Origin of the sequence: Pseudomonas proteolytica (assembly GCF_007858275.1) — a bacterium.
In the GTDB taxonomy this organism is placed as follows: domain Bacteria; phylum Pseudomonadota; class Gammaproteobacteria; order Pseudomonadales; family Pseudomonadaceae; genus Aquipseudomonas; species Aquipseudomonas proteolytica.
In genome coordinates this window covers 59,839-85,467 of sequence record NZ_VFEV01000014.1, presented here as the reverse complement: position 1 = coordinate 85,467, position 25,629 = coordinate 59,839, and the positions used below count along the sequence as shown (strand labels likewise).

25 protein-coding genes are annotated in these 25,629 nt (G+C 61.1%); 11 read left to right on the top strand and 14 right to left on the bottom strand.

Annotation, left to right across the window (positions count from 1 at the left end; genetic code table 11):
* Positions 1–24: 24 nt before the first annotated feature.
* The 8 genes from FIV38_RS12420 to FIV38_RS12385 form a co-directional block, all read right to left on the bottom strand.
* Entirely contained in the window at positions 25–1,185 is a 1,161-nt protein-coding gene (locus tag FIV38_RS12420; RefSeq protein ID WP_092237755.1) for an ABC transporter ATP-binding protein, read from the bottom strand.
* Between the two features lie 2 nt (positions 1,186–1,187).
* Positions 1,188–2,030, bottom strand: coding sequence for a carbohydrate ABC transporter permease (locus tag FIV38_RS12415; protein ID WP_029296393.1), 843 nt, complete (start codon positions 2,028–2,030; stop codon positions 1,188–1,190).
* Entirely contained in the window at positions 2,023–2,931 is a 909-nt protein-coding gene (locus tag FIV38_RS12410; protein WP_029296391.1) for a carbohydrate ABC transporter permease, read from the bottom strand. The genes FIV38_RS12415 and FIV38_RS12410 overlap by 8 nt, the downstream gene beginning before the upstream one ends.
* A gap of 168 nt (positions 2,932–3,099) precedes the next feature.
* The gene (locus FIV38_RS12405) at positions 3,100–4,386 is read right to left on the bottom strand and encodes an ABC transporter substrate-binding protein (protein WP_092237758.1); all 1,287 of its coding nucleotides are present in this window, start codon (positions 4,384–4,386) and stop codon (positions 3,100–3,102) included.
* A 106-nt stretch (positions 4,387–4,492) separates the two neighbouring features.
* Positions 4,493–5,752, bottom strand: coding sequence for a D-mannose isomerase (locus FIV38_RS12400; RefSeq protein ID WP_092237760.1), 1,260 nt, complete (start codon positions 5,750–5,752; stop codon positions 4,493–4,495).
* 435 nt (positions 5,753–6,187) lie between these two features.
* Positions 6,188–7,030, bottom strand: a complete 843-nt coding sequence (locus FIV38_RS12395; RefSeq protein WP_092237763.1) for a BAR domain-containing protein — start codon at positions 7,028–7,030, stop codon at positions 6,188–6,190.
* Positions 7,031–7,142: 112 nt separating this feature from the next.
* The gene (locus FIV38_RS12390) at positions 7,143–8,141 is read right to left on the bottom strand and encodes an NAD-dependent epimerase/dehydratase family protein (protein WP_029296383.1); all 999 of its coding nucleotides are present in this window, start codon (positions 8,139–8,141) and stop codon (positions 7,143–7,145) included.
* A 52-nt stretch (positions 8,142–8,193) separates the two neighbouring features.
* A complete protein-coding gene (locus FIV38_RS12385; protein ID WP_029296381.1) occupies positions 8,194–9,087 on the bottom strand; it encodes a LysR family transcriptional regulator ArgP in 894 nt (297 codons plus the stop codon).
* 95 nt (positions 9,088–9,182) lie between these two features.
* On the opposite strand from FIV38_RS12385, the gene FIV38_RS12380 reads away from it, so the two are divergent.
* The 6 genes from FIV38_RS12380 to FIV38_RS12360 all read left to right on the top strand — a co-directional run bounded on the left by FIV38_RS12380 (position 9,183) and on the right by FIV38_RS12360 (position 16,603).
* Complete coding sequence (locus FIV38_RS12380) at positions 9,183–9,782, top strand: LysE/ArgO family amino acid transporter (RefSeq protein WP_029296379.1); 600 nt, start codon at positions 9,183–9,185, stop codon at positions 9,780–9,782.
* 178 nt (positions 9,783–9,960) lie between these two features.
* Positions 9,961–10,557, top strand: a complete 597-nt coding sequence (locus FIV38_RS12375) for a superoxide dismutase (protein ID WP_003212997.1) — start codon at positions 9,961–9,963, stop codon at positions 10,555–10,557.
* 154 nt (positions 10,558–10,711) lie between these two features.
* On the top strand, positions 10,712–10,888 hold the full coding sequence (locus FIV38_RS29960) for a hypothetical protein (RefSeq protein ID WP_166647888.1): 177 nt from the start codon (positions 10,712–10,714) through the stop codon (positions 10,886–10,888).
* 219 nt (positions 10,889–11,107) lie between these two features.
* Positions 11,108–13,159 (top strand): putative bifunctional diguanylate cyclase/phosphodiesterase, encoded by a 2,052-nt coding sequence (locus FIV38_RS12370; protein ID WP_029296372.1) that lies wholly within the window; start codon positions 11,108–11,110, stop codon positions 13,157–13,159.
* A gap of 161 nt (positions 13,160–13,320) precedes the next feature.
* Positions 13,321–14,664, top strand: coding sequence for an imelysin family protein (locus tag FIV38_RS12365; protein WP_092238436.1), 1,344 nt, complete (start codon positions 13,321–13,323; stop codon positions 14,662–14,664).
* A 484-nt stretch (positions 14,665–15,148) separates the two neighbouring features.
* Complete coding sequence (locus FIV38_RS12360) at positions 15,149–16,603, top strand: TrkH family potassium uptake protein (RefSeq protein WP_029296368.1); 1,455 nt, start codon at positions 15,149–15,151, stop codon at positions 16,601–16,603.
* Here the strand turns inward: FIV38_RS12360 and FIV38_RS12355 are convergent.
* The gene (locus FIV38_RS12355) at positions 16,560–17,621 is read right to left on the bottom strand and encodes an AraC family transcriptional regulator (RefSeq protein WP_092237766.1); all 1,062 of its coding nucleotides are present in this window, start codon (positions 17,619–17,621) and stop codon (positions 16,560–16,562) included. The two genes, FIV38_RS12360 and FIV38_RS12355, sit on opposite strands and share 44 nt — an antisense overlap.
* 172 nt (positions 17,622–17,793) lie before the next feature.
* On the opposite strand from FIV38_RS12355, the gene FIV38_RS12350 reads away from it, so the two are divergent.
* The 5 genes from FIV38_RS12350 to FIV38_RS12335 all read left to right on the top strand — a co-directional run bounded on the left by FIV38_RS12350 (position 17,794) and on the right by FIV38_RS12335 (position 20,580).
* The gene (locus FIV38_RS12350) at positions 17,794–18,105 is read left to right on the top strand and encodes an Mpo1-like protein (RefSeq protein ID WP_029296363.1); all 312 of its coding nucleotides are present in this window, start codon (positions 17,794–17,796) and stop codon (positions 18,103–18,105) included.
* Between the two features lie 28 nt (positions 18,106–18,133).
* Entirely contained in the window at positions 18,134–18,724 is a 591-nt protein-coding gene (locus tag FIV38_RS12345; protein ID WP_092237769.1) for an HD domain-containing protein, read from the top strand.
* Positions 18,725–18,875: 151 nt separating this feature from the next.
* Positions 18,876–19,004 (top strand): hypothetical protein, encoded by a 129-nt coding sequence (locus FIV38_RS30700; protein WP_256324357.1) that lies wholly within the window; start codon positions 18,876–18,878, stop codon positions 19,002–19,004.
* 74 nt (positions 19,005–19,078) lie between these two features.
* Positions 19,079–19,261: a hypothetical protein gene (locus tag FIV38_RS12340; protein ID WP_029296359.1), complete on the top strand. Its 183-nt coding sequence runs from the start codon at positions 19,079–19,081 to the stop codon at positions 19,259–19,261.
* Positions 19,262–19,380: 119 nt separating this feature from the next.
* Positions 19,381–20,580, top strand: a complete 1,200-nt coding sequence (locus FIV38_RS12335) for an MFS transporter (RefSeq protein WP_029296357.1) — start codon at positions 19,381–19,383, stop codon at positions 20,578–20,580.
* On the opposite strand, the gene arfB is transcribed toward FIV38_RS12335, so the two are convergent.
* From arfB to scpB, 5 genes are all read right to left on the bottom strand, one after another.
* Complete coding sequence (gene arfB / locus FIV38_RS12330) at positions 20,577–20,990, bottom strand: alternative ribosome rescue aminoacyl-tRNA hydrolase ArfB (protein WP_029296355.1); 414 nt, start codon at positions 20,988–20,990, stop codon at positions 20,577–20,579. The two genes, FIV38_RS12335 and arfB, sit on opposite strands and share 4 nt — an antisense overlap.
* A gap of 57 nt (positions 20,991–21,047) precedes the next feature.
* The gene (locus FIV38_RS12325) at positions 21,048–22,469 is read right to left on the bottom strand and encodes an amino acid permease (protein WP_029296353.1); all 1,422 of its coding nucleotides are present in this window, start codon (positions 22,467–22,469) and stop codon (positions 21,048–21,050) included.
* 610 nt (positions 22,470–23,079) lie between these two features.
* A complete protein-coding gene (gene rluB, locus FIV38_RS12320) occupies positions 23,080–24,318 on the bottom strand; it encodes a 23S rRNA pseudouridine(2605) synthase RluB (protein ID WP_029296351.1) in 1,239 nt (412 codons plus the stop codon).
* Positions 24,319–24,461: 143 nt separating this feature from the next.
* A complete protein-coding gene (locus tag FIV38_RS12315) occupies positions 24,462–24,653 on the bottom strand; it encodes a DUF1289 domain-containing protein (RefSeq protein ID WP_092237772.1) in 192 nt (63 codons plus the stop codon).
* Positions 24,654–24,690: 37 nt separating this feature from the next.
* Positions 24,691–25,617: an SMC-Scp complex subunit ScpB gene (gene scpB / locus FIV38_RS12310; RefSeq protein ID WP_092237775.1), complete on the bottom strand. Its 927-nt coding sequence runs from the start codon at positions 25,615–25,617 to the stop codon at positions 24,691–24,693.
* Between the last annotated feature and the right edge of the window lie 12 nt (positions 25,618–25,629).

The window sequence follows — 25,629 nt, the reverse complement described above, 5'->3', positions numbered from 1 at the left end:
GCTCGCTCCTACAGTTATTGGTCTTCAGCGGCCCTTGAATTGGGTGACGTTGTCGGCATGCGGCTGTGCCGGCTGCGCAGCAGCGGTGCCCAGGCGTTCACCGGTCTTGGCGTCGAACAGCAGCACCTTGGCCGGATCGAACTGCAAGGTCAGGCTCTCGCCCACTTGCGGTGCCACGTCCGGCGCCAGGCGGCAGCAGACCTTGGTGTCATTGAGCTGGACAAACACCAGGGTGTCCGGGCCGGTGGGCTCAGTGACCTGAACCTCGGCACGAATGCTCGGCAAACCATTGCCATCACCGGCAGCCAGCACAATTTGTTCCGGACGCAGGCCAAGAATCACATCACGCTCTTCAAGACCGGCGTCGCTCATGCCCAGCGGCAGCTCGCAACGCGCCTGGCCACTGTCGAGCAGGGCCAGCAGACGGCCTTCCTTGCGCTGTAAACGCAGGGGGATGAAGTTCATCGGCGGCGAGCCAATGAAGCTGGCAACAAACAGGTTGGCCGGATCGTTGTAGATCTCTTTGGGCGTGCCGAACTGTTGGATGATGCCGTCCTTCATCACCGCCACTTTGTCGCCCAGGGTCATGGCTTCGATCTGGTCGTGGGTCACGTAGACCGTGGTGGTTTTCAGGCGCTGATGCATCAGCTTCATTTCGGTGCGCATCTCGACCCGCAGCTTGGCGTCGAGGTTGGACAGCGGTTCGTCGAACAGGTAGATCTTCGGCCGCCGCGCCAGCGCCCGGCCCATGGCCACCCGCTGCTGCTGGCCGCCAGAGAGCTGGCCCGGCTTGCGATTGAGCAAGTGTTCGATCTGCAGCAGCTTGGCCACCCGCGCCACTTCCTCATCGATGGCCGGCTGGCTCATCTTGCGGATTTTCAGGCCGAACTCGATGTTCTCGCGCACGCTCATGGTCGGGTACAGCGCGTAGGACTGGAACACCATGGCGATGTCCCGATCCTTGGGGCTCATGCCGCTGACGTCCTGGTCACCGATCATGATCGCGCCGCCGCTGATGTTTTCCAGGCCGGCGATGCAGTTCATCAAGGTGGATTTGCCGCAGCCCGAGGGCCCGACGAGGATCAGGAATTCGCCGTCCTTGATCGACAGTTCGATATTTTTCAGGGTGTCCGGCAGGCCAGCACCATAGGTCTTGTTTACATTGCGAAGTTCGAGCGTAGCCATGATTACCCCTTGACCGCGCCGGCCGTGAGACCGCGCACGAAATACTTGCCTGCGACCACATAGACCAGCAGGGTCGGCAGCCCGGCGATCATCGCCGCCGCCATATCAACGTTATATTCCTTGGCCCCGGTGCTGGTGTTGACCAGGTTGTTCAGCGCCACTGTGATGGGCTGCGAATCACCGCTGGAGAACACCACGCCAAACAGGAAGTCGTTCCAGATCTGGGTGAACTGCCAGATCAGGCAGACCATGATGATCGGCGTGGACATCGGCAGAATGATCCGACGGAAGATGGTGAAGAACCCGGCACCATCCAGGCGTGCAGCCTTGACCAGCGCATCCGGGATGCTCACGTAGTAGTTACGGAAGAACAGCGTGGTAAACGCCAGGCCGTAGACCACATGCACAAACACCAGGCCGGTGGTGGTACTGGCCAGGCCCATCTTGCCGAGGGTGAACGAGGCTGGCAGCAAGACCGTCTGGAACGGCAGGAAGCAGCCGAACAGCAACAACCCGAAGAACAACTGCGAGCCGCGAAAGCGCCACATCGCCAGCACATAGCCGTTCAATGCGCCGATGGTGGTGGAGATCAGCACCGCCGGGACGGTGATCAGGAACGAGTTCCAGAAGTAACCGTTCACCGTGGCCCAGGCCTTGACCCAGCCGATCCCGGTGATCACCGTCGGCCAGCTCAGCAGGTTGCCGGTGCTGATATCTTCCGGGGTCTTGAAGCTGGTGAGCAGCATGACCACCAGCGGCACCAGGTACAGCACCACGGCCAGGATCAGCACCGCGTGGATTGCGACACGGCTGAAGCTGATGGAAGGTTTGGCGAGACTAGTCATGGCGCTTGGTCCTCAGCTCGGAGTACAGGTAAGGCACGATGATCGCAAGGATCGCCCCAAGCATCAGGATCGCACTGGCCGAGCCCATGCCCATCTGGCCACGGCTGAAGGTGAAGGAGTACATGAACATCGCCGGCAGGTCGGATGAGTAGCCTGGGCCACCGGCCGTCATCGCGGCCACCAGGTCGAAGCTCTTGATCGCGATGTGCGCGAGGATCATCACCGCACTGAAAAACACCGGGCGCAGGCTGGGCAGCACCACGCTCCAGTAGATGCGCGGCAGGCTCGCACCGTCGATCTGTGCGGCACGGATGATCGATTGGTCAACGCCACGCAGGCCGGCGAGGAACATCGCCATGATAAAGCCCGAGGCTTGCCATACCGCCGCGATCACCAGGCAATACACCACGCGGTCCGGGTCGATCAGCCAGTCCAGGCGAAAGCCTTCCCAGCCCCAGTCGCGCAGCAGTTTGTCCAGGCCCATGCCGGGGTTGAGCAGCCATTTCCAGGCGGTACCGGTGACGATCATCGAAAGCGCCATCGGGTACAGGTAAATAGTGCGAATGAAGCCTTCGCGGCGGATGCGCTGGTCAAGGAATACCGCCAGCAGTACGCCGATCACCAGGGTGATGCCGATAAACATGCCGCCAAACAGCGCCAGGTTTTTGCTCGCCACCCACCAGCGATCGTTGTCGAACAACCGCGCGTATTGCGCCAGGCCTACCCACTTGTAGGTCGGCAGGAAAGTGGAGTTGGTGAACGACAGTACGAACGTCCACAGGATGTAGCCATAGAAGCCCACCAGGACGATGAACATGCTCGGGGCCAGCACCAGTTTAGGTAGCCAGCGCTGCAATGCATCGAACGGCGAGGCCTTGCTGAACACAGCAACAGAACTCATGGGGAAATCCAGGGCAGGGAGTAAGGGACTAGTGGATAACCGTGTGGGGGCCGGTTTCAGGTGGGAGCTGGCTGGCCTGCGATGGCATCACCTGGGTGTCATTGATACACCGAGGCGCCTGCATCGCGGGCAAGCCCGCTCCCACACTCAAGCCCAGCCTTCCAAGGGTTACTTGGCAGACTTGATCGCCGCTCCAAGCTTCTTGGCGGTGTCGGCCGGGTCGGCTTTCGGGTCGTTGATGAAGTTGGTCACCACATCAAAGAACGCGCCCTGTACCGCCAGGGTGGTCGCCATGTTGTGCGCCATGCTTGGTTGCAGGCCGCCAGACTTGGCATCGACCAGGAAGTCCTTGGCCGCCGTCTGGGCGCAGCTGTCAAAGCCGTACTTGGCCATATCGCCGAGCATGTCGTTGCGCACCGGGATCGAGCCCTTGTTGATGCTGAAGACCTTCTGGAAGTTCTCGCCCAGCACCACCTTGGCGATGTCCTGCTGCCCGGCCGAGGTGCCGGCATCTTTCTGCTTGAACACTGCCAGGGAGTCGATGTTGTAGGTGAAGGCTTTGTCGGTGCCCGGGAAGGCTACGCACTCGTAGTCCTTGCCGGCGACTTTCTTGGCGGCAGTCCACTCGCTCTTGGCCCAGTCACCCATGATCTGCATGCCGGCCTTGCCGTTGATGACCTTGGCGGCTTCCAGGTTCCAGTCCTGGCCCTTGCCGTCGGCGTCCATATAGGTCGCGACTTTCTTCAGCTCCGTCAGCGACTTGACCATATCCGGGCCGGTCAGGGCTGCGTTGTCGAGGTCGACCAGGGCTTTCTTGTAGCCATCAGCCCCCATGACCGACAACACCACGGCTTCGAACACCGTGCTGTCCTGCCAAGGCTGACCACCGTGGGCGAGCGGGATGAAGCCTGCGGCCTTGAGCTTGTCGCCAGCGGCGTAGAATTCTTCGAGGGTCGTAGGGTTTTTGGTGATGCCGGCTTTCTTGAAGACTTGCGGGTTGATCCACAGCCAGTTGACGCGGTGGATGTTCACCGGCACGGCCACGTAATCGCCTTCGTACTTCACGGTATCGGAGACTTTTTTGTCGAGCAGGCCATCCCACTTCTCGGCCTTGGCCACGTCCTTGAGGACGTCGGTATCGAGCAGCCCGGTGGAGGCCCACTCCTGGATGTCCGGGCCCTTGATCTGGGCAACGCCTGGCGGGTTGCCGGCGACCGCGCGGCTTTTCAGCACGGTCATGGCAGTGGCGCCGCCACCACCTGCAACAGCTCCGTCTTTCCAGGTAAAGCCGTCTTTCTCAACTTGGGCCTTCAGGACATCCACCGCCGCCTTCTCACCACCCGAGGTCCACCAATGCACAACTTCAACCGTCCCTTTCGAGTCGGCGGCAAATGCACTGAGGGGAAACAACGAGGCAACGGAAATAGCAACGGCGAGGCGATTAATCGCGTTCATCTGAGTACCTTTTTCTTGTTGTTATGCATGCAAGTCTGGAGCTTGCGCTGCATAGGATTCTAAACAGGGATTTTTCCCAGGCACGTAACAAAGGGACGGCCAAATGTCACCACTTGGTGACATAAGCACCCGCCCCCAACGCACTGGCCATGCTTGGGGATAAAGGCAGACCCGGCAGCAATACCGCTTGCCAGGCATGGTACAGATCCGGCTTGCCGCCCCAGATCTTGCTGGCGGGCTGGTTGAGCGGGTCGAGTTCATGATGCCAACTGCCCTGGACCCGGTCGATCAGGTGAGTTTCACAAAACTCCCAGAAACGCCGGTACCAGGTTTCGTAATGCCACTCACCCGTGCGCTTGAGCAGGGCCTGGGCGGCTGCACTGGCTTCGGCGTGGGTCCAATGCAGGCGCTCACGCACCACCGGGCGAAAGTGCCAGTCCAAGGTGTAGACCAGGCCCGGGGCACCGTCCACCGACCAGCCATACTCGCAGGCACTGGCGAACAAGCCCTTGGCGTCCTCCAGCAACCACTGCGGCGTGACGAGCCCTGCCTGCTGGCGTGCGGCTTCGAGGTGCAGCACCAGGCGCGACCATTCGAAGCCATGGCCAGGGGTAATACCGTAGGGACGAAAGCCGTCGGCCGGGTTGTCTTCGTTGTAACGATGCAGGGGCTGCCAATAGCGGTCGAAATGTTCGATCACCATAAATTCATTGGCGCTGGCGTGCTGATGGATCACCCGTTCGACAATGCGCAACGCCCGCCCCAGCCATCGGCTGTCGCCGGTGACATCAGCCAGGGCAAGGAACGCTTCGGTGGCGTGCATATTGCTGTTGGCCCCACGATAGGCTTCCTCGCCGCTCCAATCCTGGGCGAAGGATTCAAGCATCGCGCCCTCCTCCTCGCACCAGAAATGCTCGTCGATGCACTGGGCGGCGTCCGCCAGCAAGGCTTGCGCCCCAGGGGCACCCGCCACTACCGCGGAGCTGGCGGCCAGGGCGACAAAAGCGTGCAGGTAGGCGGCCTTGCCCGTATTGCCATCACGCGCGCCGGCGACGGCGAACCAGCCGCCATGTTCGGCATCGCGCAACGGGCCACTGAGACTGGCCACCCCGTGCTCTACCAACTGTGCATAGCCTGGCAGCCCTTGGGCGTGGGCCATGGCAAAGCTGTGGGTCATGCGGGCGGTGTTCATGGTTTCGGCGCAGGCATCGGCGGGCAGGCGGCCGTGGACGTCGAGGTTGCCGAAGCCTTCAGGCAGCCTGGAAGCCTTGGCAAACGCCAGCAGGCGCTGCCCCTCGGCGGCAAGCCAGGCGTGATGGGCAGGTGCGTTCAGCCAACTGCTGGCAGGCAGTGGTTGGATGGTCATGGGTGGCCCTTTTTGTTTTTGTGGGATGACCGCAGTCTAAACAAGGGCCGAGAAGGGACATGTAACGAAAGGGAAGACAAATGTCACTGAACGGTGACACTTGCCGGGGATGGCGGCCCTGGAATCAGCGCAAGGCTACTGGCCCCATCGCCGCATAGGTATCTACACAACTTTGCCGCAACGCCTAAATCCAGGCAGATACCGCCGTTGTGGCGAGCGGGCTTGTCGGAACGCCGCATCGCCCGCGCTGGGCTGCGAAGCAGCCCCAAAAAGCCCGCCGCGTTTCTTCAGGTAAACCGCGATGGCAGGGTTTAGGGCTGCTTCGCAGCCCAGCGCGGGGCAAGCCCGCTCGCCACAGGAGAGCTCGTCAGTTTCTGAAAGTTGTGTAGATACCTATGCCCATCGCCGGCAAGCCGGCTCCTACAGAAATAGGGCTCATTGGCCCAGGGGTGTGAGCCTGGCCGGTGCGCTGACTTCCCGTTGCAGGTTCTGCATCTGGGTCTGCAAGGTCGTGATGTTGCGGGTGGTCTGGATGCGGAACACGTCGAACTCTTTATTCGACGGCCCTTCCGTGGCGGCGCGGTTGTCCAGTTCGCTCTTGATTACCAACAGGTCCTGTTCCAGCCGTGCAATGGCCGTGGCCGGGTTGCCCTGCTTCTTCAACGCTGCCACATCCGTGCTCAGTTCCTTGACTTCGGCATTCAACTTGGCGGCTTCGGCCTGCGCAGCCTTGAGGGCCGTCAGTTCTGTCGCCAGGGTTTGCACCTGGGCCTGCATCTGGGTATTGGCAGTGGTCAGTTCCGTGGTGCTGGCACTCATCTGCGCCAAGCGCTGGTCCAGCTCGGTGGCCTGGCCTGCCACACCCAACTGCTGCTTGCCCTGCTCCAGCAACTGGCTTTCCAACTGTTTGATCTGCAGCTTGAGCGCTTCACTGCCGGTATTGACGTTGGCCTCACTGGCCACCACCTTGCCGGAAATGTCCTGCAAACGGCCGGCAGCTTCTTCGCTGATGCGCGCAAAACTTTCCTGGGTCGCCACCAGTTGCTGCCCCATCAGGGAAATCTGCTGGAAGCTCCACCACGCCAGGCCCACAAAGGCGAACAGCAGCGCCCCGACCAAGGCCCACAACGGCCCGGTGCTGGCGCTCTTGACCTTGACCACCGGCGCCGGACGCGAGCGCATGGACGTGGCGGCGGTCGGCACAAAATCATCGTCATCGCCAATGTCGGCCCGCAGGCTCGGCACATGGTCGAAGTCGTCTTTAATATCGTTACGCATGAATCAACCTTGAAATAGCCGCATAAAAAAACTGAGCGGCGGGAGTATAAACCCCTGGCCCGTCGCCTTGGTCGACCGGTAACCGAAAAATCGGTTCCCGGTGTTGCCAACGCTAGTTGGAGCCCGGCTCCTGGACTTTCCACCAATGACAGAACTCATCGAGGGCCGTCCACAGGCTGACCTTGGGCTGGTAGTCGAGATAGTGCTGCGCACGGCTGATATCGAGGCTGAAATCCTTGTTCATCACTTGCATCCCCAGGCGTGACAGGGAAGGTTCCGGACGCCCCGGCCACATCGCGCAAAAGGCCTCGTTGAGCGCCGCGATGCTATAAGACAAGCCGTAGGAGCGGTAACGAGTGACCTGGGGCATGTCCATCTGGCGCATCACATAGTTGACCACGTCCCACACCGGCACCGGCGCGCCATTACTGATGTTATAGGCCTTGCCCAGCGCCGAGCCGGTGGCCAGCAGGCTGCTGAGCAGGGCCTCGTTGAGGTTGTGCACACTGGTGAAGTCGACCTTGTTCAGGCCATCGCCAACGATGGCGAGACGGTTCTTGCGCTGCATTTTCAACAGGCGCGGGAAGATGCTCATGTCGCCAGCCCCGGTGACAAAACGCGGGCGCAGGGCCAGCACTTCCAGGCCGAATTCCTGGGCACCAAAGACTTTTTGCTCGGCCAGGTACTTGGTCGCCGCATAGGGATGCTTGAAGCGCTTGGGCACTTGCTCTTCGGTCAGTCCCAGGTGATCGCGGCCATCGAAATAGATCGATGGCGACGACAGGTGCACCAGGCGGCCGACCCGTTGTTTAAGGCAGGCTTCGACCACGTTTTCGGTGACCTGCACATTGCCCTGATAGAAGTCCTGGTAACGTCCCCACAGCCCTACGGCGCCGGCGCAATGAACCACGGCCTCAACGTCGCGGCACAGGTTGCGCGCCAAATCCGGATCATTCAGATCACCCTGGATAAACTCGGCGCCGCGCCGTACCAGGTGCTCGACACCCTCGGCGCGCCGCCCGTTGACCCGCACGTCCAGGCCCTGCTCCAGGGCGAAACGCGCAAAGCGCCCGCCAATGAAGCCGCTTGCGCCGGTGACCAGAATTTTCATGTGTTACCCCGTGTTCTTTCATTTTTCATCGCAGTTGCGTTGACGCCGACGGTCACTCCAACGGCACCAGCAATTGGCCGGTAGCCCGTGCCAGATGCTCGGTCAACAAACCGAGCAATTGCCCGCCACTGCGCCAATGATGCCAGTACAGCGGCACATCGATGGGTTTATCTGGCAGTAATTCCACCAGCACGCCCCGTTGCAGTTGATCACGCACCTGCAACTCCGGCACCAAGCCCCAGCCCAGGCCGGCCTCGGTCAGGCGGATAAAACCTTCGGAGGACGGGCATAAATGGTGTTCAAAACCACCGTCCACGCCCAGCGACGCCAGGTAGCGATGTTGCAGGAAGTCATCCGGACCAAATACCAGCGCTGGCGTGCGCGCCAGTTGATCGGCCCGTACTCCGCCGGGGAAGTGCCGGGCAATAAACGCCGGGCTCGCCAACGCCCGATAACGCATGGCCCCCAGCAACAGGCTGCGGGCACCGGCCACCGGGCGTTCGCTGGCGCAGACGCAAGCCGCCACCTCGCCGGCGCGCATGCGCTTGAGGCCGACGGTCTGGTCTTCCACTACCAGGTCGAGCAGCAAGTGCTGCTCGGCGCAAAAATCCCCGACGGCCTGCGCCCACCACGTCGCCAGGCTGTCGGCGTTGATGGCGATGCGCAGCCGCTCGGGCATGCCTTCTTCATCCAACGCCGGCACCTGGCTTTGCAGGTCGCGCTCCAGCAAGCGCACCTGCTGCACATGGTTGAGCAGGCGGCGGCCGATTTCCGTGGGCGTCGGCGGGGTCGCGCGTACCAGCACCGGCTGGCCGATGCGGGCTTCGAGCAATTTGATGCGCTGGGAAATGGCCGATTGCGACACACCAAGCACCTGGGCCCCGCGCTCGAAACCGGCCTGTTCCACCACTGCCGCTAGGGCGGAGAGCAACTTATAGTCGAACATCAGTTTTCCTAATGAGCGATCAGCAATATTTGTTTTTCTTATACAACCTCAACGCCGACAATCGCCAGCATTGATTAGCAAGCAGAGTAAATATTATGTGGCAGAGTTATGTGAACGGCCTGCTGGTCGCCTTGGGGCTGATCATGGCCATCGGCACGCAAAACGCGTTTGTCCTGGCCCAGAGCCTGCGTCGCGAACATCACTTGCCCGTGGCGGCCTTGTGCGTGGTGTGCGATGCGTTGCTGGTGGCTGCCGGCGTATTCGGCCTGGCGACAGTGCTGGCGCATAACCCGCTGTTGCTGGCGATTGCGCGCTGGGGCGGCGCGGCGTTCCTGCTGTGGTATGGCGCCCTGGCCTTGCGCCGCGCCTGTTCACGTCAAAGCCTGGAGCAAGGTGAAGGGCAAAAAGTGCGCTCGCTGCGCGCGGTAATGCTCAGTGCATTGGCCGTGACCCTGCTCAACCCCCACGTCTATCTGGACACGGTGTTGCTGATCGGCTCCCTCGGCGCCCAGCAGACCGAACCCGGCGCTTATGTCGCAGGTGCTGCCAGTGCGTCCTTGCTGTGGTTTTCCGCCCTGGCCCTCGGCGCGGCGTGGCTGGCCCCGTGGCTGGCACGCCCGGCGACCTGGCGCCTGCTGGACCTGCTGGTGGCGGTGATGATGTTCAGCGTGGCCTATCAATTGATCAGCAACTGAGGAATATTCCAAAACGCTCTGGAACCTCTATTCCACACAGTTGTTGCGTGGTTTTGCCGCACCCCCGGTGCTATGATCCAGCCCCTGCGCCGCAAAGAGTACAAACTCCCCGGCGCTTGTTTGGCCGCCCGTGATCGGCCTTGCGCTCACCGCAACTGACCTGATTAGGAGAATTATCATGGCTTTCGAATTGCCGCCGCTGCCGTACGCACACGATGCCCTGCAGCCGCACATCTCCAAGGAAACCCTGGAGTACCACCACGACAAGCACCACAACACCTACGTCGTGAACCTGAACAACCTGGTGCCAGGCACCGAGTTCGAAGGCAAGACCCTGGAAGAGATCGTCAAATCCTCTTCGGGTGGCATCTTCAACAACGCCGCCCAGGTCTGGAACCACACTTTCTACTGGAACTGCCTGGCGCCAAACGCTGGCGGTCAACCAACTGGCGCATTGGCTGAAGCCATCAACGCTGCGTTCGGTTCGTTCGACAAGTTCAAGGAAGAGTTCACCAAGACTTCCGTCGGCACCTTCGGTTCCGGTTGGGGCTGGCTGGTGAAAAAGGCTGACGGTTCTCTGGCCCTGGCCAGCACCATCGGCGCCGGCAACCCGCTGACCAGCGGCGATACCCCGCTGCTGACCTGCGACGTCTGGGAGCACGCCTACTACATCGACTACCGCAACGTGCGTCCAAAATATGTGGAAGCGTTCTGGAACCTGGTCAACTGGAAGTTCGTTGCCGAGCAGTTCGAAGGCAAGACCTTCACTGCGTAAGTAACCCTTGCAGTACAAAGAGCCCGGCAATTGCCGGGCTTTTTTGTGGGCGATCAGTTGCAAGCACCCCAGAAATAGTGGAACTCCCTGACAGAACTTAACCAATCAACAAGTGAGAGAAATAACTCTCTCAGCCCAAACAGGAGAGTCAAATATGGATCCAATGTCGATGATCTCGGGTGCCGCCTCAACACTTCTTCCACTGGTAACAAAAGGTCTGGAAATGGGGATGGATGCACTCAAAGAGTTGACGGCGGGCGCTGGAGACCAGGCGCCCGGCAAGATAGGCGGGGATCAACAGCAGCAGGCGCCAGTACAGATTAACTTCTAATCTAAAAGACGCTTACGACCGCGTGCAGAGAGCCATCATGGCATTCGCCTGCTCTCATGCGTGTGGATCAAGAGGGGGGCGGACATAATCCGCCCTCCTCTCACGCCCCTCCCCCCTCCCAAAGACTCCTCAAGCCGCAATGTTCCTTTGACTGCCACCCCGGGATTGCCAATACTCATGGCATATTGAGGCTACCCGAATGGAACAAGGAATGACCCTTTGAAGCTGGAACTCAAAAACAGCTTGTCGGTGAAGTTGCTCCGGGTGGTGCTGTTGTCGGCACTGATTGTGGGCGTGGCACTGAGCGTGGCGCAGATCGTCTTCGATGCCTATAAGACGCGCCAGGCCGTGGCAGGCGATGCCCAGCGCATCCTCGACATGTTTCGCGACCCTTCCACCCAGGCCGTCTACAGCCTGGACCGTGAGATGGGCATGCAAGTCATCGAGGGCCTGTTCCAGGATGATGCAGTGCGTATGGCCTCCATTGGCCACCCCAACGAGCCCATGCTTGCCGAAAAGAGCCGGGAACTGCAGCACTCCCCAAGCCGCTGGCTGACGGACGTGATTCTCGGCCAGGAACGCACCTTCACGACGCCCTTGGTGGGGCGCGGGCCCTACAGCGAGTATTACGGCGACCTGAGCATCACCCTCGACACGGCCACCTATGGCCAGGGCTTTATCGTCAATTCGGTGATCATCTTTATCTCCGGGGTGCTGCGCGCCCTGGCCATGGGCCTGGTGTTGTACCTGGTCTACCACTGGCTGCTGACCAAGCCCCTGTCGCGGATCATCAGCCACCTCAGTTCGATCAACCCCGACCGGCCCAGCGAGCACAAGATCCCCCAGCTCAAAGGCCACGAGAAAAATGAACTGGGGCTGTGGATCAACACCGCCAATCAATTGCTGGCCTCTATCGAACGCAACACTCACCTGCGCCATGAAGCCGAAAACAGCCTGCTGCGCATGGCCCAGTACGACTTCCTCACCGGGCTGCCCAACCGCCAGAAGCTGCAGGAGCAACTGGACAAGATCCTCATCGATGCCGGCCGCCGTCAACGCCGGGTCGCGGTGTTGTGCGTGGGGCTGGATGACTTCAAGAGCATCAACGAGCAGTACACCTACCAGGCCGGCGACCAACTGCTGCTGGCCCTGGCCGACCGCCTGCGCGCCCACAGCGGCCGGCTCGGCGCCCTCGCCCGCCTGGGTGGCGACCAGTTCGCCCTGGTCCAGGCCGATATCGAGCAGCCCTACGAAGCCGCCGAGCTGGCCCAAAGCATCCTCGATGACCTGGAAGCCGAGTTCGCCCTCGACCACGAACAGATCCGCCTGCGCGCCACCATCGGTATCACCTTGTTTCCCGAAGACGGCGATAGCACCGAGAAGCTGCTGCAAAAAGCCGAGCAGACCATGACCCTGGCCAAGACCCGCTCGCGCAATCGCTACCAGTTCTATATCGCCAGCGTCGACAGCGAAATGCGCCGGCGCCGCGAGCTGGAGAAAGACCTGCGCGAAGCCCTGGGCCGCGACCAGTTTCATTTGGTGTACCAACCGCAGATCAGCTATGTGGATCATCGCGTGGTCGGCGTCGAGGCGCTGATTCGCTGGCAACATCCGGAACACGGCCTGGTACCTCCCGACCTGTTTATCCCGTTGGCGGAACAGAACGGCACCATCATCCCCATCGGCGAGTGGGTACTGGACCAGGCCTGCCGGCAATTGCGCGAATGGCACGACCAGGGTTTTACCGAGCTGCGCATGGCGGTCAACCTGTCCACGGTGCAACTGCACCACGCCGAACTGCCACGGGTGGTCAACAACCTGTTGCAGATCTATCGCCTGCCGCCGCGCAGCCTGGAGCTGGAAGTGACCGAGACCGGCCTGATGGAAGACATCAGCACCGCCGCCCAGCACTTGCTGAGCCTGCGCCGCTCCGGCGCGCTGATTGCCATCGACGACTTCGGTACCGGGTACTCGTCGCTGAGCTACCTCAAAAGCCTGCCCCTGGACAAAATCAAGATCGACAAGAGCTTTGTCCAGGACCTGCTGGACGACGATGACGATGCCACCATCGTGCGGGCGATCATCCAACTGGGCAAAAGCCTGGGCATGCAGGTCATTGCAGAAGGCGTGGAGACGCCCGAGCAAGAGGCCTACATCATCAGCGAAGGCTGCCATGAGGGTCAGGGCTATCACTACAGCAAACCCCTGCCGGCTCGTGAGCTGGCGGCCTATCTCAAACAGGCCGAGCGCAACAACGCGGCGATCTTATAGCGCCATGCTGGCCACCCAGGGCAAAGCCTTGGGCGGCCAGGGCGCGAATGTGAAATTTTTACTGCGTTAACTCTTTACAGAAAATGCAAATCTTTCGCATTATGTCGCAGTTTTGCGCGCTGCATTGCGCCCCGATCAACTACCGAAGCAGGATGTTCGCCATGATTCGTATGCCCCTGGCCACCGCCAGTCTGCTGGCCATCGCTATTTCTCTCGCCGGCTGCGGCGAGGGCAAAGACAAGGCCGCCGCTCCTCAGGCGCCAACGCCAGCTGCCAGCACTACCGCTCCAGCGGCTGCCGCTACCGCCGGCCAGGTTGACGAGGCTGCCGCCAAGGCGGTCGTCGCGCATTACGCAGACATCGTGTTCGCGGTGTACAGCGACTCCGAGGCCACTGCAAAAAACCTGCAGACCGCCATCGATACCTTCCTCGCCAACCCCAACGACGAGACCCTGAAGGCCGCACGTACCGCCTGGATCGCTGCACGCGTACCGTATCTGCAGAGCGAAGTGTTCCGCTTTGGCAACACCATCATTGATGACTGGGAAGGTCAGGTGAACGCCTGGCCGCTGGACGAAGGCCTGATCGACTATGTCGACAAGTCCTACGAACACGCCCTCGGCAACCCGGGCGCCACCGCCAATATCATCGCCAACACCGAGATCCAGGTCGGCGAAGACAAGATCGACGTCAAGGAAATCACCCCGGAGAAACTCGCCAGCCTCAATGAGCTGGGCGGCTCCGAAGCCAACGTTGCCACCGGCTACCACGCCATCGAATTCCTGCTGTGGGGCCAGGACCTGAACGGCACCGGCCCTGGCGCCGGCAACCGTCCAGCGTCGGACTACCTGCAAGGCGCAGGCGCCACCGGCGGTCATAACGAGCGTCGCCGCACTTACCTGCGCGCCGTGACCCAACTGCTGGTCAGCGACCTCGAAGAAATGGTCGGCAACTGGAAACCCAACGTCGAAGACAACTACCGCGCCACCCTGGAAGCCGAACCTGGCACCGACGGCCTGCGCAAGATGCTGTTCGGCATGGGCAGCCTGTCCCTGGGTGAACTGGCGGGCGAGCGGATGAAAGTGTCCCTGGAAGCCAACTCGCCGGAAGACGAGCACGACTGCTTCAGCGACAACACACACTACTCGCACTTCTACGACGCCAAGGGCATCCGCAACGTCTACCTGGGCGAGTACACCCGCACCGACGGCACCAAACTGACCGGCGCCAGCCTGTCGTCCCTGGTGGCCAAGGTTGATCCGGCTGCCGATGAAGCCCTCAAGGCTGACCTCGCTGCCACCGAAGCGAAGATCCAGGTCATTGTCGACCACGCCAACAAGGGTGAGCACTACGACCAACTGATCGCTGCCGGCAACACCGCAGGCAACCAGATCGTGCGCGATGCTATCGCATCCCTGGTCAAGCAGACCGGCTCCATCGAGCAAGCGGCTGGCAAGCTGGGCATCGGTGACCTGAACCCGGATACCGCTGATCACGAGTTCTGATCCGCGCGGTTTGAATGAGGCGGCCTTCGGGTCGCCTTTTTTGTATTACCCCCACAAAACCCATGTGGGAGCTGGCTTGCCTGCGATAGCCATAGGTATCTACACAACTTTGCCGCAACGCCTAAGTCCAGGCAGATAGCTCAGTTGTGGCGAGCGGGCTTGTCGGAACGCCGCATCGCCCGCGCTAGGCTGCGAAGCAGCCCCAATAAGCCGAATGCGTTGTACCAGATACACCGCAGCGGCTGGTTTTGGGGCTGCTTCGCAGCCCAGCGCGGGGCAAGCCCGCTCGCCACAGGAGAGTTCGTCAGTTTCTGAAAGTTGTGTAGATACCTATGCTGCGATAGCGGCGGGTCAGTCAGGCATTCGAACCTGACGCACCGCCATCGCAGGCAAGCCAGCTCCCACATCAGATCCGTACCCCCCGGTTTACAAGCCCTGCACCCTAGGTAGAATGGCGCCTCAAACTGTCACCCGAGCGCAATTCATGGCAATGCCGACCCTGCGAATCATTGGTTTCATCATCGGCATCTTCCTGATTACCCTCGCGGTCGCCATGGTAGTGCCCATGGCCACCCTGATGTTTTTCGACCGCACCAGCGACCTGCCGTCCTTTCTCTGGGCAAGCATGATCACCTTTATCGCAGGCCTGGCCCTGGTGATTCCCGGTCGTCCGGAACAAGTCCAGCTGCGCCCCAGGGACATGTACCTGCTGACTGTGAGCAGTTGGGTGGTGGTGTGTATCTTTGCCGCGCTGCCGTTCTTGCTGACCCAGCACATCAGCTATACCGACTCGTTCTTTGAAAGCATGTCCGGCATCACCGCCACCGGCGCCACCGTGCTCAGTGGGCTGGACACCATGTCACCGGGCATCCTGATGTGGCGCTCGATGCTGCACTGGCTCGGCGGCATCGGTTTTATCGGCATGGCGGTGGCGATCCTGCCGCTGCTGCGCATCGGTGGCATGCGCCTGTTCCAGACCGAATCCTCGGACCGCTCCGAGAAGGTCATGCCCCGCTCGCATATGGTGGCGCGCCTGATCGTAGCGGCCTATGTCGGCATTACCATCCTCGGCAGCCTGGGCTTCTGGTGGGCCGGCATGGGCCTGTTCGACGCGATCAACCACGCGATGTCGGCCATTTCCACCGGCGGTTTCTCCACCTCCGACGAATCATTGGCGCACTGGAAACAGCCCGCCGTGCATTGGGTCGCGATAGTCGTGATGATCATGGGCAGCCTGCCGTTTGCCTTGTATGTCGCCACCTTGCGTGGCAACCGCAAGGCGCTGATCAAGGACCAGCAGGTACAGGGCTTGCTGGGCATGCTGTTGGTGACCTGGATCGTGCTCGGCACCTGGTACTGGTGGACCACCAACCTGCACTGGCTGGATGCGCTGCGCCATGTGGCGCTGAACGTCACGTCCGTGGTGACCACCACCGGCTTTGCCCTGGGTGACTACAGCCTGTGGGGCAATTTCTCGCTGATGCTGTTCTTTTACCTGGGTTTTGTTGGCGGTTGCTCGGGCTCCACCGCGGGCGGGATCAAGATTTTCCGCTTCCAGGTCGCCTATATCCTGCTCAAGGCCAACTTGAACCAGCTGATTCACCCCAGGGCGGTGATCAAGCAGAAATACAACGGCCATCGCCTCGACGAAGAAATCGTCCGGTCGATCCTGACGTTCTCGTTCTTCTTTGCCATCACCATCTGCATGATCGCCCTGGCCCTGTCGTTGCTGGGCGTGGACTGGATGACCGCCCTGACCGGCGCCGCCAGCACCGTTTCCGGCGTGGGCCCGGGGCTGGGCGAAACCATCGGCCCGGCCGGCAACTTCGCCACCCTGCCAGATGCCGCCAAGTGGATCCTGTCCTTGGGCATGCTGCTCGGCCGGCTGGAGATCATTACGGTGTTTGTACTGTGTATGCCGGCGTTCTGGCGACACTGACACTCGCCGAAGTCTCCAATAACCGCGCCCGGTATTCGCCGGGCGTGGCATCGAACCAGCGGCGAAACGCGCGGAAGAAGTTGCTCGGGTCGGCAAACCCCAGCAGGTAGGCGATTTCCAGCAGGGTCATGCTCGGCTGCGCCAGGTACTGCTCGGCCAATTCGCGGCGGGTGTCGTCGAGCAAGGTCTGGAAGCTGGTGCCCTCCTCCTGCAAGCGCCGCTGTAGCGTACGCTGGGACAGGTGCAACGTCTGCGCGACCATCTCACGCTTGGGTTCGCCCTGGGGCAGCAACCGGCAGAGCACCTGGCGGGCCTTGTGGGTCACGCGGCTCTCGGAAAACCGCGCCAGGTATTCCCCGGCAAACCGGTCGTGCAGCAGCGCCATCGCTTCATTGGCGGTGGGCAACGGTGCTTCCATATCCGCCCGCTCGAAGATCAGCGCGTCATACGGCGCGTTGAACACCAGCGGCGCATGAAAGGCCTGCTTATAGGGTTCCAGGTCGGCTGGCTGGGCGCCTTGCACCAACACTTTGCGCGGTTGCAACGTGCGCCCGGTCAGCCAGCCACACAACGCCAACGCGCAGGCCAGCGATGCCTCGGCACTTTGCCGGGTGGGCGGCAGATGATCGCCGTGTACCGTAAGGATCAACGCATAGCCTTCGGGCAACAGGCGGAAGCTCAAGTCAGCACTTTCGGCGATGATCCGCTGGTAGCGCACCAGCCGGGTAAAGCCCTCGGCCAGGGTACTGCTGGACATCAAGGCATAGCCGGCCACATGGAACGACGCCGGGCGTACTACCTTGCCCATATTCAGGCCAATGGCCGGGTTGCCCGAAACCTCCACCGCACGCTGCCAGAGCCGGGTCATGGAGTCCTGGGGAAAGCGCGCGTCGGGGTCATCCAGGGCGTTGTAATCCAGGCCCAGCTGTTTGAACAGCGCGCGGCAATCCAGGCCCTCGAGCTCCAGCGCCTTGACTATCCCCATCGCCCAGCTTGCAGAAGTCGTTCGTTCGTTCATGGCGTTATCTTGCACGCGTTCTATGACGGGACGGCTGAAATCGCAGCCAGGAACCCAAGGATACTAAAGTGGCGTCTATTGTCACTGGCCCTTGCCAGTGATGACTCTAGACTCAAATAAGCTCCCCGCCGAACATCCGTCGGGCACAACAATAACCAGAGGGCCGGCCAACGTGGAAAATGTCAGACAATTCAATAGCTTCGCCGAGTTCTATCCGTATTACCTGAGTGAACACGGCAACAGCACCTGTCGGCGCCTGCACTTTATCGGTACCAGCCTGGTGATTTTTATTCTCGCGTTCGCCATCGGCAAGGGTGCCTGGTGGCTACTGTGGGTACTGCCAGTGGCCGGCTACAGCTTTGCCTGGGTCGGGCACTTTTTCTTTGAAAAGAACCGCCCGGCGACATTCCAGCATCCGTTCTACAGCCTGCTGGGAGATTTCGTGATGTACCGCGACATGATCCTGGGCAAGGTGCCGTTCTAAACCATCCAAAACAATAAGAGACACGCCGATGAGCCAGCAGGCCCGCTTCACCCATATGCAAGACGGCACCCAGGAAGACTGGTCCATCATCGCCGCCGACTTCAGTGCCTATGCCCGCCAGTTGCCCGGGCGAATCCTCGCGCACCTGCGGCTGCTGGAGGGTGACTTCGGTGGTTTCCCGGTGGACCGCCTGACCCACTCCCTGCAGACCGCCAGCCGCGCCTGGCACGATGGCCGCGACGAAGAATATGTGGTCTGTGCGCTGCTCCATGACATCGGCGACACCCTGGGTTCCTACAACCACCCGGACATTGCCGCCGCCATCCTCAAACCGTTCGTCAGCCCACAAAACCTGTGGATGGTGGAAAAGCACGGGATTTTCCAGGGCTACTATTTCTTTCATCACCTGGGCATGGATCGCCACCTGCGCGAGCAATTTGATGAACACCCGCAGTATGAGCAAACCATTGAATTCTGCGCGCTGTACGATGCGGCCGCCTTCGATCCGGCCTATGCCACCCTGCCCCTGAGCTTTTTCGAACCCATGCTGGCGCGGGTCTTTGCCCAGCCAAAAAACTCCATCTACAAGGCCGCCATGGAGCGCCAGGCCAGCGTGTGACCTCTTGTCACTTGCGTCTTGGGGCGAAAGGTTCGTGCATTTGGCGAGATAAAAGTCTTTTTGTCATTTGCAGTGCTGTATCCTGCCCAGGCTTTGTAAAAAGCGTGGCACATCTGCAATCCCACAACAGACCTTGCGAGGAGCGACGACGATGCACGAGATTCCCAATCTCCCCTTCCCAAGCCTGCACGAGACCGAGCAGCCAACCCCACAACAGGCCGGCAGCGATAAACAAGCGCCAGCACAAGCAGCACCGGTCGACAGCGATAGCGACGACTGACCGCAGTACCCAGACCGTGTGGAAAGCGTGACATTGCGCGCTTTCCACACCGCCTGAATCAAGAGACACGCAACATGCCTGACACTCCCAAGCATTCCCCCGATGACGCGATACTCGGCGCCGCCCTGCAAATGGTCGATGTGTGGAGCCGCCTCAGCCCGGAAAAACAAGCGCTGCTGCTCAAGCGCTTTGGCACCCAGGAAAACGCCCTGGCCGCGCTCGTGACCACGCGCATGCTCAACCCCGCGCCACTGTAGGCGCCGGCTCGCCAGCGATGGCGGTCGTTCAGCCGCCAAAGGTTTTATGCCCTGTGCAGCGCAAAGCACCGGTATCATAAGCAGCCTATCTTTTATTGCCGCGACAGTGGACCCCTCCCATGCCAGATACCCAGCGCCCCATGGCGGTCACGCTGCAAGTCGTTTCCATCGTGCTGTTCACCTTTATCGGCTATCTGAATATCGGCATACCCCTGGCCGTATTGCCGGGCTATGTCCACAGCGACCTGGGTTTTGGCGCGGTGATCGCGGGCCTGGTGATCAGCGTGCAGTACCTGGCCACCCTGCTGAGCCGGCCCTATGCCGGGCGCATCATCGATAACCGCGGCAGCAAGCGCGCGGTGATGTACGGCCTGGCCGGTTGTGGCTTGAGTGGGGTGTTCATGCTGGTGTCCGCGGCATTGACCCATCTGCCGGCCTTGAGCCTGACCAGCCTGCTGATTGGCCGGCTGGTCCTGGGCAGTGCCGAAAGCCTGGTGGGATCGGGCTCCATTGGCTGGGGGATTGGCCGGGTCGGTGCGCTGAATACCGCCAAGGTCATCTCCTGGAACGGTATTGCCAGCTACGGCGCCCTGGCGATTGGCGCACCGCTGGGGGTGCTGCTGGTCAGCCGGTTCGGGCTGTGGAGCATGGGCGCCAGCATCATGGTGCTGGCGGTGCTGGGCCTGCTGCTGGCCTGGCCGAAAGTCGCGGCGCCCATCGTAGTCGGCGAACGCCTGCCCTTCATGCATGTGCTGGGCCGCGTACTGCCCCACGGCTGCGGGCTGGCCCTGGGCTCCATCGGCTTTGGCACCATCGCTACGTTTATCACCCTGTATTACGCAACCCAGAACTGGGATAACGCGGTGCTGTGCCTGAGCCTGTTCGGGGCCAGCTTTATCGGCGCGCGGTTGCTGTTCGGTAACCTGATCAACCGGATCGGCGGGTTTCGCGTGGCGATCGCCTGCCTGTCGGTGGAAACCCTTGGCCTGCTGCTGTTGTGGCTGGCGCCGAATGCCGAACTGGCGTTGGCGGGCGCGGCCCTGAGTGGCTTTGGCTTTTCCCTGGTGTTTCCAGCGCTGGGCGTCGAGGCGGTCAACCTGGTGCCTGCCTCCAGCCGTGGCGCGGCGGTGGGGGCCTATTCGCTGTTTATCGACTTGTCTTTGGGCATCACCGGGCCATTGGCCGGCGCTATTGCGGCGGGTTTCGGCTTTGCTTCGATCTTTCTGTTTGCCGCACTGGCGGCCTTCGCCGGGCTGCTGCTGAGCCTATACCTGTATCGCCAGGCACCCAAATACCGCGACGAACGCAACGCCGGCTAGAAATCCACCTTGCCGCGCCCGGCCTTGATGCTGCCGCGCTTGGTCTTGGATTCCAGGCGACGCTTTTTCGAGCCCAGGGTGGGTTTGGTCGGACGGCGTTTTTTCTCGACCTTGGTCGCGCTGAGGATCAACTCCACCAGGCGCTCCAGGGCATCGGCACGGTTCTGTTCCTGGGTCCGGTATTGCTGGGCCTTGAGGATCAATACGCCTTCGCTGGTGATGCGGCTGTCACGCAGTGCCAGCAGGCGCTCCTTGTAGAACGGCGGCAACGATGAAGCGCCGATATCGAAGCGCAAGTGCACCGCGCTGGAAACCTTATTGACGTTCTGCCCCCCTGCGCCCTGGGCGCGGATGGCCGTCAACTCGATTTCAGCATCGGGCAGGTGCACGTTACTGGAGATTACCAACATGGAAAGCGGGTCCGTTGACACCTGCAGGAGCCGGTTTGCCGGCTCCTGCAGGGTAGGCTAGTTGTTCAGCGAGGATACCGCACTCAGGTTTTCCCGAGCCTCGCGCTTGCTCTTGAAGAAATAGCAGACCCACATGAACGCCAGCCAGATCGGAATCGCATACACCGACTTCTGAATGCCCGGCGTCATCAGCATGATCGCCAGGATAAACACCACGAACGCCAGGCACACAAAGTTGCCATAGGGGTACCACAGCGCCTTGAACAGCGGCACCTGGCCGGTGCGGTTCATGTGCTGGCGGAACTTGAAGTGCGAGAAGCTGATCATCGCCCAGTTGATCACCAACGTGGCCACCACCAGGGACATCAGCAGTTCCAGGGCGTGCTGCGGGATCCAGTAGTTCATCAACACCGCCACCAGGGTGACTGCCGCCGAGGCCAGGATCGAACGCACGGGCACGCCGCGCTTGTCGATCTTCGCCAACGCCGCCGGGGCGTCGCCTTGTTCGGCCATGCCCAGCAGCATGCGGCTGTTGCAGTAGGTGCCGCTGTTGTACACCGACAGCGCCGCCGTCAACACCACAAAGTTGAGGATATGCGCGGCAGTGTTGCTGCCCAGCATCGAGAACACCTGCACGAACGGGCTGCCGCTATAGGCATCGCCGGACGCGTTCAAGGTCACCAGCAGGCTGTCCCATGGCGTCAGCGACAACAGCACCACCAGGGCGCCAATGTAGAAAATCAGGATGCGGTAGATCACTTGATTGATCGCCTTGGGGATCACGGTCCGTGGCTGGTCCGCTTCAGCGGCGGTAAAGCCGAGCATTTCCAGGCCGCCAAACGAGAACATGATGATCGCCATGGCCATCACCAACCCACCGACGCCATGGGGGAAGAACCCGCCGTGTTCCCACAGGTTGCTCACCGACGCCTGCGGCCCGCCGGTGCCGCTGACCAGCAGATAGCTGCCCAGGGCGATCATGCCGACAATCGCCACCACCTTGATAATCGCAAACCAGAACTCGGCCTCGCCAAACACTTTGACGTTGGCCAGGTTGATCACGTTGATCAGCACGAAAAATGCCGCCGCCGAGACCCAGGTCGGAATCTCCGGCCACCAGTAGTGCACGTACTTGCCGACGGCCGTCAGCTCCGACATGCCCACCAGGATATAAAGGATCCAGCAGTTCCAGCCCGACAAAAAGCCCGCGAAACCGCCCCAGTACTTGTGGGCAAAATGGCTGAAGGAGCCGGCTACTGGCTCTTCGACGATCATTTCGCCCAGTTGGCGCATGATCATGAAGGCGATAAAGCCGCAGATGGCATAGCCGAGGATCATCGACGGGCCGGCTGACTTCAGCACCCCCGCCGAGCCCAGGAACAGGCCGGTACCGATCGCGCCACCGAGGGCGATCAATTGGATATGACGATTTTTCAGGCCGCGCTTCAGTTCACCTGAAGGCGAGTTGTTTGCACTCATGAAAAGGGTCTCACGCAAGGTTTGATGATGTTGATTACACGATGCTGCTTTGAAACCGACTCAAGCAGCGCCGATCAAACCCCAGCGCAGGCACCAGGAGTTCAGCGTCTTTCTTACGGTCATGCGTCACCTGTTTGTTTTTATCTGTGACGAAATCGAACCCGTCCGGCTTGTGGCCAGGCGGAGTTAACAAGGCAGCCAGCCTTGAAGGCCTTTTGCATGGGTATGCAAGGGGGGTCACAGTAAAACGCGGCGCATTGTACACCGCTCGATTGGTTAGGGAGCCTTGCCGGGGAGATTGTTGACCGATCGGCAAGTTTTCTTTACAGATAAAAAACCACGAGACCAAGACAGGCGTAGGCTCAGGCCCTGCGTAAAATAATTGTTACAGCGCGGAAGACATTCATGACGACCGGGCTTGCCATCATCTGTAGGAACAAGCCTACTCGCGGCAAACGCCCGAGCACCGCGTTCATCCTGGATAAGCGTGACAGCTCTGGTTTTTTCGCGAGCAAGCTCGCTCCTGCACAAAGTCCGACGCAAAAAAAACGCCAACCCTCAGGGTTGGCGTTTTCTCTTACCGCTCGCAGCTTAAAACTTGCCGCAGCCCTTAAGGCTTCTTGCGACCAAAGCCCGGACGCTGCCCGGAACCTGCCGGTGCACCACGGCGCTTGCCCGATGGCTCGTCAGCCACCAGTTTGAGCCCAGGGCGCTTTTTCGGCGCTGGCTTGGCTGGGCGCTTGGCGCCTTCGGCTGGACGATCGGTCTGCGGCGCACCGCGGCCTGCATCGCCTCGGTTGCTGCGGCCACCTGTTGGCGCTTCGCCACGACCGGCCGGACGTGGAGTACGCGGCGCACGCTCGCCATCCTGACGGGCCGGAGCCGATGGGCGACGATCACCCTCGATCTGCGGCTGACGGGAAATACGACCGCCAGTGGCCGGTGCATCCAGCGCCGGGCGCAGAGTGCGGGCAACGCGCTCGGTGCGAGCCACTGGGCGCGACGATTTACGCTGCATACGCTCCAGCTTGTCTTTGCTCTTGGCGTTCATCTGCGGCATGGCCACCGGGGTCAGGCCCACTTCCGCACTGAGGATGTCGACTTCGTACTGGCTCATTTCGCGCCAGCGCCCCATCGGCAGGTCAGAGTTGAGGAACACCGGGCCAAAACGCACGCGCTTCAGGCGGCTGACCACCAGGCCCTGGGATTCCCACAGGCGACGTACTTCACGGTTACGCCCTTCCATCACCACGCAGTGGTACCAGTGGTTGAAACCTTCGCCACCTGGAGCCTGCTTGATGTCGGTGAACTTGGCCGGGCCGTCTTCCAGCACGACGCCAGCCTTGAGGCGCTCGATCATCTCGTCATCGACTTCACCACGTACACGCACCGCATATTCACGGTCCATCTCGTAGGACGGGTGCATCAGGCGGTTGGCCAGTTCACCGTCGGTGGTGAACATCAGCAAACCGGTGGTGTTGATGTCCAGGCGACCGATGTTGATCCAACGGCCTTCTTTGGGCTTGGGCATCTTGTCGAACACGGTGGGACGGCCTTCCGGGTCGTCGCGGGTGCAGATCTCGCCGTCGGGCTTGTTGTACATGATCACGCGGCGCACCGATTCGGCGGCCTCTTCACGTTTGATGACCTTGCCATCAATGGTGATCGCGTCATGCAGGTCGACGCGCTGGCCAAGGGTGGCCTCGACGCCGTTGACCTTGATGCGCTTCTGGGTGATCCAGGCTTCCACGTCGCGACGCGAGCCGACGCCGATACGGGCGAGGACTTTTTGCAGTTTCTCGCCTGCTGGGCCGATTTCCTGGCTGTCGTTCTGGTCTTGGTCTTTCATCTTAAGCACCTCCCGGTGTGTCGATTCAGGCGTGGCCTGACGGTATTGAAACTGGGGTCTTGGGCGAACGCATCGCCGAAGGGTCGCGAATCATACGCTCATGGCGCGCATTGCGCATCAGAGACTAGTCGATATGGGCCGGCTCATTTGCTTTTCCGCCGACCGGTGGCACCCAGGGCGAGCAGCCGTAGCTCGGCTTCGGCCAGCACCTCGCGCTTGTCGACCTTGTCGAGTTTCTTCCAGGACCGGATCTCACGCTTGCTGCGCCCGCAGCCGAGGCAGATATCCTCGCTGAATTTGCAGATGCTGATGCAGGGGTCTTTGGTGGAGCTCATCACTACCTCACTGCACAGGGCTTTTCTGTGGGAGCTGTCAGTCTTCGAATTCGCGGCGTTCGTTTTCGATGGCTTCGGCCAGTGCCCGGGCTTCGGCTTCTTCTTCGCTCAACTCGGGCTGTTCAAGGGCGGCGACGGCGGCCAGCAATTTTTCGCGAGCGGCCGCCACACCCAAGATATCTTCCAGAGGTTCAGATTCGACCGCTGGCGTCGTTTCAACGTTCACCGGCGTTTCGGGCTCGGCCGCCCCATCGCGCAGCAAGTCATCAAAATCGGTCTTGATCCCCTGCTCCATATCGTCCAGCTCCAACAGCAGCGTATGGAAACTGGTCTCGTCCTTGGGCTCTTCCGGCTCGGCGCTGGCATCAGCCAGCTCCTGCAAGCCAGCCGGCACTGGCGCATCGTCGAAATCGCGCACCGGTTCGGCCTCGATCTCCCGCAATTCGGCCAATGGCGGCAGGTCGTCGAGGTTCTTCAGGTTGAAGTGATCGAGAAACACCTTGGTGGTGGCAAACATCGCCGGTTTGCCCGGCACGTCGCGGTAACCGACGATACGGATCCACTCGCGCTCCAGCAGCGTCTTGACGATATGACTGTTGACCGCCACGCCGCGTACGTCTTCGATCTCGCCACGGGTGATGGGCTGGCGATAGGCGATCAGCGCCATGGTCTCCAGCATCGCCCGGGAGTAACGCTGCGGGCGCTCTTCCCACAGGCGTCCGACCCACGGCGAAAACTTTTCGCGAATTTGCAGGCGGTAACCCGAGGCCACTTCCCGCAGCTCAAAGGCCCGGCCTTCACAGGATTTGCGCAGGATCTCCAAGGCCTTCTTGAATACCGGCGGCTCCGGGCGCTCAGCCTCTTCAAACAGTTCGAACAGGCGCTCCAGTGATTGCGGCTTGCCCGAGGCCAAGAGGAAGGCTTCCAACAGCGGAGCCAGTTCGCGGGGTTCAGTCAGATTCATCGATTCAGCTCG

Excerpts from the sequence above, each read along its gene's own strand:
- FIV38_RS12420 (WP_092237755.1), bottom strand. The coding sequence starts at position 1,185 with ATGGCTACGCTCGAACTTCGCAATGTAAACAAGACCTATGGTGCTGGC.
- FIV38_RS12415 (WP_029296393.1), bottom strand. The coding sequence starts at position 2,030 with ATGACTAGTCTCGCCAAACCTTCCATCAGCTTCAGCCGTGTCGCAATC.
- FIV38_RS12410 (WP_029296391.1), bottom strand. The coding sequence starts at position 2,931 with ATGAGTTCTGTTGCTGTGTTCAGCAAGGCCTCGCCGTTCGATGCATTG.
- FIV38_RS12405 (WP_092237758.1), bottom strand. The coding sequence starts at position 4,386 with ATGAACGCGATTAATCGCCTCGCCGTTGCTATTTCCGTTGCCTCGTTG.
- FIV38_RS12400 (WP_092237760.1), bottom strand. The coding sequence starts at position 5,752 with ATGACCATCCAACCACTGCCTGCCAGCAGTTGGCTGAACGCACCTGCC.
- FIV38_RS12395 (WP_092237763.1), bottom strand. The coding sequence starts at position 7,030 with ATGCGTAACGATATTAAAGACGACTTCGACCATGTGCCGAGCCTGCGG.
- FIV38_RS12390 (WP_029296383.1), bottom strand. The coding sequence starts at position 8,141 with ATGAAAATTCTGGTCACCGGCGCAAGCGGCTTCATTGGCGGGCGCTTT.
- FIV38_RS12385 (WP_029296381.1), bottom strand. The coding sequence starts at position 9,087 with ATGTTCGACTATAAGTTGCTCTCCGCCCTAGCGGCAGTGGTGGAACAG.
- FIV38_RS12380 (WP_029296379.1), top strand. The coding sequence starts at position 9,183 with ATGTGGCAGAGTTATGTGAACGGCCTGCTGGTCGCCTTGGGGCTGATC.
- FIV38_RS12375 (WP_003212997.1), top strand. The coding sequence starts at position 9,961 with ATGGCTTTCGAATTGCCGCCGCTGCCGTACGCACACGATGCCCTGCAG.
- FIV38_RS29960 (WP_166647888.1), top strand. The coding sequence starts at position 10,712 with ATGGATCCAATGTCGATGATCTCGGGTGCCGCCTCAACACTTCTTCCA.
- FIV38_RS12365 (WP_092238436.1), top strand. The coding sequence starts at position 13,321 with ATGATTCGTATGCCCCTGGCCACCGCCAGTCTGCTGGCCATCGCTATT.
- FIV38_RS12360 (WP_029296368.1), top strand. The coding sequence starts at position 15,149 with ATGGCAATGCCGACCCTGCGAATCATTGGTTTCATCATCGGCATCTTC.
- FIV38_RS12355 (WP_092237766.1), bottom strand. The coding sequence starts at position 17,621 with ATGAACGAACGAACGACTTCTGCAAGCTGGGCGATGGGGATAGTCAAG.
- FIV38_RS12345 (WP_092237769.1), top strand. The coding sequence starts at position 18,134 with ATGAGCCAGCAGGCCCGCTTCACCCATATGCAAGACGGCACCCAGGAA.
- FIV38_RS30700 (WP_256324357.1), top strand. The coding sequence starts at position 18,876 with ATGCACGAGATTCCCAATCTCCCCTTCCCAAGCCTGCACGAGACCGAG.
- FIV38_RS12340 (WP_029296359.1), top strand. The coding sequence starts at position 19,079 with ATGCCTGACACTCCCAAGCATTCCCCCGATGACGCGATACTCGGCGCC.
- FIV38_RS12335 (WP_029296357.1), top strand. The coding sequence starts at position 19,381 with ATGCCAGATACCCAGCGCCCCATGGCGGTCACGCTGCAAGTCGTTTCC.
- arfB (WP_029296355.1), bottom strand. The coding sequence starts at position 20,990 with ATGTTGGTAATCTCCAGTAACGTGCACCTGCCCGATGCTGAAATCGAG.
- FIV38_RS12325 (WP_029296353.1), bottom strand. The coding sequence starts at position 22,469 with ATGAGTGCAAACAACTCGCCTTCAGGTGAACTGAAGCGCGGCCTGAAA.
- rluB (WP_029296351.1), bottom strand. The coding sequence starts at position 24,318 with ATGAAAGACCAAGACCAGAACGACAGCCAGGAAATCGGCCCAGCAGGC.
- FIV38_RS12315 (WP_092237772.1), bottom strand. The coding sequence starts at position 24,653 with ATGAGCTCCACCAAAGACCCCTGCATCAGCATCTGCAAATTCAGCGAG.
- scpB (WP_092237775.1), bottom strand. The coding sequence starts at position 25,617 with ATGAATCTGACTGAACCCCGCGAACTGGCTCCGCTGTTGGAAGCCTTC.